Genomic DNA, 12,072 nt, shown 5'->3' with positions numbered 1-12,072 from the left:
TGGAGAGGGAGACGGGAACAAAACATGTGGAATGCTGATACTGCCAAAGTTGCGGAAACAAAAAAAGACGACCTCCATTTAGAAAGTCGCCTATACAATCAAATATTAGATTTTAAGGATAAGTACAGTCTTCTCTTTCCTACTGACTTCCGAGGAATTTGCGGCGGCGGGAAAGATAAATATTAGCCCTGCTTTTGCTTCCACTTTTCAACAAATTCAACGAACTCTTCTTTTGTATCCTTTCCTAGTGCGAGCCTATTTAAACCGTAAAATAACTCGACGCCAGCATTGTATGGTTGTCCTATGCATTTGTAAGGCTCTAAAATTATATCTCTGAGCATGATTGTCATATCATCTAATGTTGTCCGAGCTTCATCAATATACCGAAAATACTCACCAACCATCTCCAATAACCTCAAAGCTTTTTCATCTTCGATAATGTGCTCTAACGGCTTTATAGAACTCATAACCCTCACTCCTATTAATCATGTTTGATGTTCCGCATCTTTCTCAATCTTCTCGTCTTTTCTTCTCATTTGACGACTTCATTTTTTCTGCTGTCAGTTTCTTAATAGGCTTTGGTTTAGAATATTTTCTAAAGGTCTTTATCCTTCTGTATTCCTCAATTCCAATGATTTTGTTCTCTTGCTTCAATCGTGCCCTTCCTCAAAGTTATTTCTTAAACTTTTGTTCAATCAGATACAATATGGCACCAAATAGCATTCCAATTACAAACCAATAAGTTTTTAAAAATTCTTTAATTCCATTCCCCAGGTTGGCATCAAAATGGTTAAGAATATTGCTTGAAAATATAGCAAAACACCCCCTTATTTTTAGTAAGGGGGTAATGAAGTTATAATATAACTTATAATATAAGTGGTATTCCCTCCCATATTATACAACAAAAAATAACGTTAACGGTACCCTTTGTAGTGCTCATCAAATTAATCTACAGCATCGCTTATATGCTTTCTGACAATGCCCAGAAGTTCGGGTGGCAGTTACGCCTTCTTCCCAACCATACCTTAGACCGTAAGCATCGTTCAGTCCCCTCTGTTCATAAACTTCTCATATTGCTCACGAACATCAGCAACATCCTGATTAACATAACGGTTGACCATTTCCATTGATGAATGTCCGAGTAATCGTCGTAATGAAAAAGGGTCGCCTGTTGCCTTTATATAACGAGTAGCAAATGTATGTCGGAATGTGTGAGGGCTTATACGAACCCCCGTAATCTTAGCCTTCTTCCCGATGTAGCTAATACATCTGGTTGCCCAATTCTTATCTAATGGCTGACCATATTCATTTAAAAATAAATTTGGAGCTTGTCCGTTCATCTCATGCCAAGCGAGGTAAATAACCAATAGCTCTTGGGTTCTTACTCCAAAGTAAACTGTTCGCGCTTTTCTAGTTTTAGCTGATTCTGCACGTACGGAAGCAGAGCGGTTCTGTAAATCAACTTCCTCTACAAATATTCTCATACACTCCCCAATACGTACTCCTGTATCAAGCAGAAAAGACATCAATAATGCATCACGCAGTCCTAAGTAGGTAGTCAATTCACAGCAATTAAAAAGCTTCCGTTCCTGTGCCTTTGAAATTACTTGGAAGTCTTCTTCAGGTACTTTCAATAATTCTACATTCTCAAAAGGGGATTCTCTAATAATCCCTTCACTTATAGCCCAATTGAACATTGCCTTAACTGTACGTAATCTGATATTTATTGTCGAAGGTTTCAACTTTTGTAACGTCAACATAGATGAAATCCATACACGAATGACATCACGGTTAGGTACAAAGTTATCTAGACCGCTGTACTCCGATGCCAAGAAATGTCGAAACCAGTTCATATGCTTCCTGTAGTCTTCTAAGGTGCGTTCTGCTGCTCCTGCCGCTTGCCGTGCGGCATAGTAGCGGTTAAATAGCTTGTCCAGTGTCAACGTCTCAGGGCGAGGTTTCTCGGCTTCTTGAAGCGTGGAGCGGGGCGTTTCCAAGACCGAAGGAGTAAGGCGGTCTAATAACCGCTGAGGGATGTCTAAATTATTCTTTCTTTGCCCCCGTTTATGGGCTGTTTTTCCTGTGTTCACATTCATATTGAGTACCTCCCGTTAGATTTTTCTCTAACGGTCACGAACACAAAAAAACGCACCAGACCGTTGTTCAACAGTCTAGTGCGTTTCAATCATAATCACCGCAAAGCCTTATGCGGTGTGCATTTGTAAAGGAATGGCGGAGAGGATGGGATTCGAACCCATGTGGGCTTGCACCCTAACGGTTTTCAAGACCGCCCCGTTATGACCGCTTCGGTACCTCTCCAAATGCATATAAATTTCACATGCATTAGTAATTGTACCATATGGTGCGAAGAAAAAGCAACTATTTTCTTAAATAGTTTTAGGTTGGATCGATTTTACATTGCGCATATACGGTTGTAGACATTCTGGAATCAGAACACTACCATCCTCTTGCTGATAATTCTCAAGAATTGCTGCAACAGTACGCCCAACAGCCAAAGCAGATCCGTTCAGTGTATGAACAAATTCAGGTTTGGATTTCGGATCTTTACGGAAACGAATATTTGCCCGACGCGCTTGGAAGTCCTCCGTATTCGAGCAAGAAGAGATCTCACGGTACATTCCACTCTCAGGCAGCCATACTTCCAAATCGTACGTCTTAGCCGATGTAAAGCCCATATCAGCTGTACATAGCCCAAGTACGCGATAAGGCAATCCAAGAAGCTGCAGCACACGCTCAGCATCTGCTGTCATTTTTTCTAACTCCTCATAAGAGGATTCAGGAGTAGTAAGCTTCACCAGCTCTACCTTGTTGAATTGATGCTGACGGATCAGACCGCGAGTATCACGGCCAGCTGAACCCGCCTCAGAACGGAAACAAGAGCTGTAAGCTACATGATACTTAGGTAGATCTGCTGCTGTCAAAATCTCTTCGCGATAGTAGTTGGTTACAGGTACTTCCGCTGTAGGAATCAAATAGTATTCAGTATCACGTAACTTAAACAGATCTTCCTCAAACTTAGGAAGTTGCCCCGTTCCGTACAAGCTGTCTTTATTCACAATGTATGGCGGCAGCATTTCTTCATAGTTATGCTCACCACTGTGCAGATCCATCATAAAGTTAATAAGCGCCCGCTCTAAGCGTGCTCCCAGTCCTTTATAAAAAACAAACCGAGATCCCGTAACCTTCGCTGCAGCTTCAAAATCAATAATATCAAGCTGCTGCGCAAGCTCCCAATGTGATTTCGGAGTAAATCCGAATTCCTTTGGCTCCGACCAGCGACGCAATTCTACGTTATCATCCTCAGATTTACCAACTGGAACTGAATCATGAGGAATATTCGGAATACTCATAGTAAGTTCAGCAATCTGAACTTCCAATTCACGCACTTCGTCATCAAGCTCTTTAATTCGGTCAGATACCGTACGCATTTCTGCAATTAGGTCATCTGCTGGCTCACCATTCTTTTTCTTCTTCGCTACTTCACCAGATACCGTATTACGACGGTTCTTAAGACCTTCTGTTTCTTGCAGTAATTCACGTCTGCGTAGATCAAGTTGTGGAAAATCAGCAATTAAATCCAGTGATTTACCCCGTTTCTCTAAGGCTTGTTCAACTCGAGTGTAATCACTGCGTAATACTTTTACGTCTAACACAAAGTTTCCCTCCTGAAAACAGCCTAAACTCTTTCAAATTGCTGCTTACAGCTTTGAAAGAGTCAGAATGTTCTTATATGCGATTCTGTTGTTGCACTTGCCTAGTAGCCTCTACCATATCAGCAAAATATTGATGCAGTCTGAAATCATCGGTCAATTCTGGATGAAAAGAAGACACCAGCAGGTTACCCTCCCGTGCAGTTACAATCTCATCATTATAGACTGTAAGCACATCTACATCCGGGCCTACCTCGTTGATAAGCGGTGCACGTATAAAAACAGCACGAACCGGCTCATCAATTCCTTTAACCTCCAGATCACATTCAAAGCTTTCCCGTTGACGACCGAATGCATTCCGAGCCACCTTAATATCCATTAGCTCCAAATGCCCTGGTTCGCCGCCGGCAATTTGTTTGGCCAGAATAATCATACCCGCGCATGTTCCAAAAATCGGCTTACCCTGATTGGAGAAATCACGTATCGCTTCGATGAAGCCATATTTTCGCATCAGTTTACCGATCGTTGTACTCTCACCACCAGGAATAATTAGGCCATCAACCTCCTCAAGCTGCTCTACTCGCTTGATAGGTACGCCCACTGCTCCGGTCTTCTCTATACTAACAATATGCTCCGTAACTGCGCCTTGAAGCGCCAGCACTCCTATTTTCATCCGGCAACCTTCTCTCTATTAACGGCCACGCTCCGACATACGTTCAGCCGGGGTTAGAGTTGCAATATCAATCCCCTTCATTGGTGCGCCAAGGTTCTTAGATACTTCTGCAATCAGTTTGTAATCAGTATAGTGTGTAGTGGCTTCAACGATCGCACGGGCAAATTTCTCAGGGTTGTCCGATTTAAAAATACCTGAGCCTACAAACACACCATCCGCACCTAGATGCATCATCAGGGCAGCATCGGCAGGAGTTGCTACACCGCCAGCAGCAAAGTTAACAACCGGCAGCTTACCAAGCTCATGCACTTCAAGCAGTAGCTCGTAAGGAACTCCCAGGTTCTTAGCTTCATTATATAGCTCATCCTTGGACAAATTAGTTACTTTGCGGATTTGACTATTGATAAAGCGCATATGACGCACTGCTTCAACAATATTTCCTGTTCCTGGTTCACCTTTCGTACGGATCATGGATGCACCTTCGTTAATACGTCTCAAGGCTTCACCCAAGTCTTTAGCTCCACATACGAACGGAACAGTGAACTCACGTTTATTAATATGGAAGACTTCATCAGCAGGAGTAAGAACTTCACTCTCATCCAAATAGTCGACACCCAAGGATTCCAGAACCTTTGCTTCTACGTAATGGCCAATACGAGCCTTAGCCATAACAGGGATACTTACCACTTTGATAACTTCTTCTACAATTGTAGGATCGGCCATCCGTGCTACACCGCCAGCTGCGCGAATATCAGAAGGCACGCGTTCCAATGCCATAACAGCTACTGCACCCGCAGCCTCAGCAATTTTTGCTTGTTCTGCATTCATGACGTCCATAATGACGCCGCCTTTTTGCATTTCTGCCATGCCTCTTTTAACTCGCGATGTTCCAGTTTCCATGTCCTAGCCCCCCGAATGATCTATCTTAATCTAACTTGTAATTTTACCCCAATGAAGGGAAATATACAATCCACTTACTCGGATTTAACGCAATTTTCGATGCTAAATTCATTAGAACAAGTTCTTGATCCCTGTAAATAAATCGCCGAAGAAATCTCCAATGGCTCTAAGGAATAAACTGAACCAACCGGCTTTCTCCGCTTCTTCAGCAGTAATCAGATTAACTGTCTTCTGCTGAACATCAGACATGCCTTCAACTTGGTAGGAATAAGTAACCTTACCCACTTTAGCAGATTGTTCTATAGGAGCAACTAAGGTTGCTGGATCATTTATTTCAACAGTTGTTTTAATTTGAGGGGAGGTTGTTCCCTTAGGGACGATAAACGAAACAGCTTCATCCGTAACTACAGACACCTTTTTATTTTTCCCTTTAAGAACTGGCACGGTTTCGTTGCCGGCTATCACTGCTTTAGGGGCCACGACCTGTTTGATTTCAAAATTATTAAATCCGAAATCAAGTACTTTCTTCGTCTCTGTAAAACGGTGTGGCTCTGTATTAGCCCCCATTACTACACTTATCAGACGCATGCCATCACGTACAGCTGTACCTGCAAAACAATATTTTGCTCTAGCGGTATGGCCTGTTTTCAAACCATCCAATCCCTCATAAGCATAAGCCTTAAAATTCTGGATACTCTTGTTAGCTTCCAACATCCAGTTAAAGTTAATCATTGGTGCGGTATCACGTTCACGGAACTTATACGACTGAACCGTTGTAAATCTATTAAAATCAGGATGATCAGTAACGATATATTTGGCAAGAATAGCAGCATCCATCGCTGACATTACGTTTTCTTTCTTATCAGTTGAGCGGAACTTCTTAGGCATGTCAGCTTTGTCTAATCCAGTAGAATTAACAAAATAGGCAGTTTTCATCCCCATCTTCTGGGCAGTCTGATTCATTAGCTCTACGAATTCCAATTCTGATCCGGAAACTAGTTCTGCCAAAGCTACTGTAGCATCATTTGCAGATCCGACAGCCATTGCTATGTACAGCTCTTCAACCGTATGCTCGTCATTTTCCGCTAGAAAAATACGTGATCCAACCTGTTTAGACGCATTTTCCCCCACTATGACTTTTTGATCCCATGAAAGCTGTCCAGTCTTCACCGCTTCTGCTACAAGATACTCTGTCATCATCTTAGTCATACTAGCTGGAGGCAAAGCCTCATCTGCATTCATAGATAGAAGAATTTCACCTGTTGTTGGTTCTATTAGAACCGCTGATTTCAAATTTAGACCCAGTGATTCCACAGAAGGGATCTTTACTGCTTTCTGAGTTGTCTTAGTTGCAGTACCAGCCTGTATTGTCGTAGTCGTACCTTCCTCAGCGAATGCCGGAAGCGGAGTGGAAACTAACATATTTAAAAGTAGACCTACTGTGACTGTCTTAATCATAAATTGCTTACCGTTAAATTTCTGTTTGTGCTTCAATGATTACTACTCTCCTTTAAACCTCATATCAATAGCTTGTTCTATTCTAACACAGGGGTACACGCAAAAAAAGACAGACAGGACGAAATAGTCCTGTCTGTCCAAAAAATAGTCTTTCTAGTCCATTACACGGAATAGTTTGGAGCTTCTTTCGTAATTTGCACATCATGTGGATGGCTTTCGCGAAGTCCAGCACTTGTGATGCGAATGAAAGAAGTGTCATTCCGAAGTTCTTCGAGTGACTTGGTCCCACAGTAGCCCATACCCGAACGCAATCCGCCAATCAATTGATGAACGGTATCCGAAAGAGGCCCTTTAAAAGCGATACGACCCTCAATTCCTTCAGGAACAAGCTTCTTATCGTCATCCTGGAAATAACGATCCTTACTACCTTGTTTCATGGCACTCATACTGCCCATACCACGATATACTTTAAATTTACGGCCTTGATAAAGCTCCGATTCTCCTGGGCTTTCTTCTGTACCCGCAAACATACTTCCCATCATTACTGCATGAGCACCAGCGGCAATAGCCTTCGTGATTTCACCGGAGTACTTGATTCCACCGTCAGCGATGATAGGAACTCCGTACTCACGAGCAACCGTTGCACAATCATAAATGGCTGTAACCTGCGGAACACCGATACCAGCGATAACTCGTGTTGTACAGATAGATCCAGGTCCAATACCTACTTTAACTACAGAAGCTCCAGCTTCAATAAGTTCACGGGTTGCTTCACCTGTAGCCACGTTACCAGCAACAATTGTAAGATCAGGATACAACTCACGAATTTGGCGAACCGCTTCAATAATATTAATGTGGTGACCATGTGCAGAATCGACGACGATCAAATCCACACCTGATTTCACTAACGCTGCAGTACGCTCGAATGTATCTTTAGAGATACCAACAGCTGCTCCAACCAGTAAGCGACCCTGTGCATCTTTCGCTCCGTTAGGGAACTGAATCGCCTTCTCGATATCTTTAATTGTGATTAGGCCCTTAAGAACGTTATTCTCGTCCACCAGCGGCAATTTCTCAATTTTATGACGTTGTAAGATGCCTTCTGCTTCTTGAAGTGTCGTTCCTACAGCAGCAGTCACGAGATTCTCATGTGTCATAACTTCTTTGATTGGAATATTAAAGTCATGAATAAAACGTAAATCTCTATTAGTCAGAATACCGACCAGTTTGTTGTCATTGTCTACAATCGGTACTCCGGAAATACGATATTTACCCATCAGCAGTTCAGCATCGGATACCAGATGTTCTGCTGAAAGAGAGAATGGGTTAGTAATAACTCCGCTCTCGGAACGCTTTACACGATCCACTTCTTCCGCTTGCTGCTCTACAGGCATATTCTTGTGAATAATCCCGATACCACCCTCACGAGCAATAGCAATGGCCATAGCCGCTTCTGTGACTGTGTCCATACCTGCACTCATAAGCGGGATGTTCAACTTCACATTCTTACTTAGAACTGTAGTCAAATCTACTTCCTTCGGCAGTACCTCAGATTTACGCGGAACCAGCAGCACATCATCAAAAGTCAGACCTTCTTTACCAAACTTATCTTTCCACACCTGGGTCATTCCTCCTCGGTTGTTTTTAAATTATACCCGCCTACAAACTTTATAAAAGAAGAACCTTCGACTTTAAGTCCATTCACGACAGACAACTCTGTACATCTGGAAGTTGAACAAGTTCATATCTTCAATTTAGGTTTGAGATGCTTATCCAAAAATATATTATTGCCATCTTAGCAAAGGGCATTTGGACTGTCAAGAACATTACATCATCAGAGTAGGTATTCAAAAAACGACTCCCGCGTAAGCGAATTATTGGACTATTGTCCGCACAGAGTGGACATTTAGTGGTGAAATTATACAATCCACCATACCCATCACCAATGCTTACACCTATCTCTAATGTAGTATCTCAAAATAAACCCTAATGAATTCTTCAATAATATAACAAAAAGACCACTGTCGATTACTCAACAGTGGTCTTGCGTGCTTGGCAACGTCCTACTCTCCCAGGACCCTTCGGTCCAAGTACCATCGGCGCTGGAGGGCTTAACGGTCGTGTTCGGGATGGGTACGCGTGGAACCCCTCCGCTATCGCCACCAAACATGCGTCTGTGAAACAGACGCTGCCGCGTGAAATTCGGTTCATCACCAGAAGTGAGAATGAATTTCTAAGCGTGTTACAGGCTTGATGCCTGAAAACTGAATCCGAATTGAATTTGCGTCTTAAGTATAGGATAAGCCCTCGACCGATTAGTATTGGTCAGCTCCATGCATTACTGCACTTCCACCTCCAACCTATCTACCTCGTCGTCTTCAAGGGGTCTTACTAATTGGGAAATCTCATCTTGAGGGGGGCTTCACGCTTAGATGCTTTCAGCGCTTATCCCGTCCGTACGTAGCTACCCAGCCATGCTCCTGGCGGAACAACTGGTGCACCAGCGGTACGTCCATCCCGGTCCTCTCGTACTAAGGACAGCTCCTCTCAAATTTCCTGCGCCCACGACAGATAGGGACCGAACTGTCTCACGACGTTCTGAACCCAGCTCGCGTACCGCTTTAATGGGCGAACAGCCCAACCCTTGGGACCTACTTCAGCCCCAGGATGCGATGAGCCGACATCGAGGTGCCAAACCTCCCCGTCGATGTGGACTCTTGGGGGAGATAAGCCTGTTATCCCCAGGGTAGCTTTTATCCGTTGAGCGATGGCCCTTCCATGCGGTACCACCGGATCACTAAGTCCGACTTTCGTCCCTGCTCGACTTGTAGGTCTCGCAGTCAAGCTCCCTTATGCCTTTGCACTCTTCGAATGATTTCCAACCATTCTGAGGGAACCTTGGAACGCCTCCGTTACTCTTTAGGAGGCGACCGCCCCAGTCAAACTGCCCGCCTGACACGGTCCCCGTACCCGATTAGGGTACTAGGTTAGAACCTAGATACGATCAGGGTGGTATCCCAACGGCGCCTCCACCGAAGCTTGCGCTCCGATTTCTACGGCTCCCACCTATCCTGTACAGATCGTACCCAAATTCAATATCAAGCTGCAGTAAAGCTCCATGGGGTCTTTCCGTCTTGTCGCGGGTAACCTGCATCTTCACAGGTATTAAAATTTCACCGGATCTCTCGTTGAGACAGCGCCCAAGTCGTTACGCCATTCGTGCGGGTCAGAATTTACCTGACAAGGAATTTCGCTACCTTAGGACCGTTATAGTTACGGCCGCCGTTTACTGGGGCTTCGGTTCATAGCTTCGGGTTACCCCTAACCACTCCCCTTAACCTTCCAGCACCGGGCAGGCGTCAGCCCGTATACTTCGCCTTGCGGCTTCGCACAGACCTGTGTTTTTGCTAAACAGTCGCTTGGGCCTTTTCACTGCGGCCCCCTCGTGCTATTCACACTACCGGGGCACCCCTTCTCCCGAAGTTACGGGGTCATTTTGCCGAGTTCCTTAACGAGAGTTCTTCCGCGCGCCTTAGAATTCTCTTCTCGCCTACCTGTGTCGGTTTGCGGTACGGGCACCTTCTCCTGACTAGAGGCTTTTCTTGGCAGTGTGAGATCATGACCTTCGCTACTGTAATTTTCGCTCCCCATCACAGCCCAGCCTTAATGATGTGCGGATTTGCCTACACATCAGCCTCACTGCTTAGACGGACATATCCATCAGTCCGCGTCACTACCCTCCTGCGTCACCCCATCGCTCATAGCGGATTACGGTGGTACAGTAATTTCAAACTGTTGTCCTTCGACTACGCCTTTCGGCCTCGCCTTAGGTCCCGACTTACCCTGAGCGGACGAGCCTTCCTCAGGAAACCTTGGGCTTTCGGCGGATCAGATTCTCACTGATCTTTTCGTTACTCATACCGGCATTCTCACTTGTATGCTGTCCAGCGCTCCTTACGGTACACCTTCAACCCACATACAACGCTCCCCTACCCCAGATACATACGTATCTAGCCATAGCTTCGGTGGTGTGTTTAGCCCCGTTACATTTTCGGCGCAGAGTCACTCGACCAGTGAGCTATTACGCACTCTTTCAATGGTGGCTGCTTCTAAGCCAACATCCTGGTTGTCTGTGCAACTCCACATCCTTTCCCACTTAACACACACTTGGGGACCTTAGCTGATGGTCTGGGCTGTTTCCCTTTTGACAATGGATCTTAGCACTCACTGTCTGACTCCCGGCAATAAGTATATGGCATTCGGAGTTTGACTGAGCTTGGTAATCCTTGCGGACCCCGCACCCAATCAGTGCTCTACCTCCACTACTCTTATACCGAGGCTAGCCCTAAAGCTATTTCGGGGAGAACCAGCTATCTCCGAGTTCGATTGGAATTTCTCCGCTACCCCCACCTCATCCCCGCATTTTTCAACATGCGTGGGTTCGGGCCTCCAGTGCGTGTTACCGCACCTTCACCCTGGACAGGGGTAGATCACACGGTTTCGGGTCTACGTCCACATACTCAATCGCCCTATTCAGACTCGCTTTCGCTGCGGCTCCGTCTTCTCGACTTAACCTTGCATGTTAAACGTAACTCGCCGGTTCATTCTACAAAAGGCACGCCATCACCCATTAATAGGGCTCTGACTTTTTGTAAGCACACGGTTTCAGGTTCTATTTCACTCCCCTTCCGGGGTGCTTTTCACCTTTCCCTCACGGTACTGTTTCACTATCGGTCGCCAGGTAGTATTTAGCCTTAGCAGATGGTCCTGCTGGATTCATACGGGGTTTCACGTGCCCCGCACTACTCGGGATCCGTCTCGGAGAGAACACAGTTTAGGTTACAGGGCTTTTACCTCTATCGCGGGCCTTTCCAGACCTCTTCACCTACCATATTCCTTTGTAACTCCATGTGAGACGTCCCACAACCCCTAAGAGCAAGCTCTTAGGTTTAGGCTGTTCCGCGTTCGCTCGCCGCTACTGACGGAATCACTATTGTTTTCTCTTCCTCAGGGTACTTAGATGTTTCAGTTCCCCTGGTCTGCCTCTACATCTCCTATGTGTTCAGAGATGAGTAACTGCGAATTACCACAGCTGGGTTTCCCCATTCGGACACCCCCGGATCAAAGCTTGCTTACAGCTCCCCGAGGCAGTTTCGTTGTTCGCCACGTCCTTCGTCGGCTCCTGGCGCCTAGGCATCCTCCGTGTGCTCTTATTAGCTTAACCTTGATTTTTCCTAAGAAAAATCTCACTAATAACATTTACTTGTTTACACAAGTTGCTAAAAGATGTTCTAAAACGCAAATTCGTTTCGGTATCCAGTTTTCAAGGATCAAGTTTAAAGATGAGAGCTTAAACTCTCAAAACTGAGC

At 45.0% G+C, this 12,072-nt stretch carries 7 protein-coding genes, 1 tRNA gene and 2 rRNA genes; all 10 read right to left on the bottom strand.

The features are described 5' to 3' along the window. Nucleotides 1-182 precede the first annotated feature (182 nt). Nucleotides 183-467 (bottom strand): hypothetical protein, encoded by a 285-nt coding sequence (locus tag H70737_RS00480; protein WP_042183920.1) that lies wholly within the window; start codon nucleotides 465-467, stop codon nucleotides 183-185. A 576-nt stretch (nucleotides 468-1,043) separates the two neighbouring features. After that, entirely contained in the window at nucleotides 1,044-2,096 is a 1,053-nt protein-coding gene (locus H70737_RS00475) for a tyrosine-type recombinase/integrase (RefSeq protein ID WP_042183918.1), read from the bottom strand. Between the two features lie 134 nt (nucleotides 2,097-2,230). Continuing rightward, nucleotides 2,231-2,319, bottom strand: a tRNA-Ser gene (locus H70737_RS00470). A 68-nt stretch (nucleotides 2,320-2,387) separates the two neighbouring features. Beyond that, a complete protein-coding gene (gene serS / locus H70737_RS00465) occupies nucleotides 2,388-3,674 on the bottom strand; it encodes a serine--tRNA ligase (protein ID WP_042183916.1) in 1,287 nt (428 codons plus the stop codon). Between the two features lie 73 nt (nucleotides 3,675-3,747). Then, nucleotides 3,748-4,344: a pyridoxal 5'-phosphate synthase glutaminase subunit PdxT gene (gene pdxT / locus H70737_RS00460; protein WP_042183914.1), complete on the bottom strand. Its 597-nt coding sequence runs from the start codon at nucleotides 4,342-4,344 to the stop codon at nucleotides 3,748-3,750. Between the two features lie 18 nt (nucleotides 4,345-4,362). Next, on the bottom strand, nucleotides 4,363-5,244 hold the full coding sequence (gene pdxS / locus H70737_RS00455; protein ID WP_042123186.1) for a pyridoxal 5'-phosphate synthase lyase subunit PdxS: 882 nt from the start codon (nucleotides 5,242-5,244) through the stop codon (nucleotides 4,363-4,365). 111 nt (nucleotides 5,245-5,355) lie between these two features. Then, a complete protein-coding gene (locus H70737_RS00450) occupies nucleotides 5,356-6,702 on the bottom strand; it encodes a D-alanyl-D-alanine carboxypeptidase family protein (protein ID WP_042193075.1) in 1,347 nt (448 codons plus the stop codon). A 161-nt stretch (nucleotides 6,703-6,863) separates the two neighbouring features. Beyond that, nucleotides 6,864-8,321 (bottom strand): IMP dehydrogenase, encoded by a 1,458-nt coding sequence (gene guaB, locus H70737_RS00445; RefSeq protein WP_042183912.1) that lies wholly within the window; start codon nucleotides 8,319-8,321, stop codon nucleotides 6,864-6,866. Between the two features lie 431 nt (nucleotides 8,322-8,752). Then, nucleotides 8,753-8,869: ribosomal RNA gene (rrf, locus tag H70737_RS00440) — 5S ribosomal RNA — on the bottom strand. 128 nt (nucleotides 8,870-8,997) lie between these two features. Then, nucleotides 8,998-11,926 (bottom strand): 23S ribosomal RNA (locus tag H70737_RS00435). Between the last annotated feature and the right edge of the window lie 146 nt (nucleotides 11,927-12,072).

The sequence above is a fragment of the Paenibacillus sp. FSL H7-0737 genome, from assembly GCF_000758545.1.
Classification (GTDB): Bacteria; Bacillota; Bacilli; order Paenibacillales; family Paenibacillaceae; genus Paenibacillus_AQ.
The sequence above is the reverse complement of the archived record's forward strand: the minus strand, read 5'-3'. Positions and strand labels throughout refer to the sequence as shown.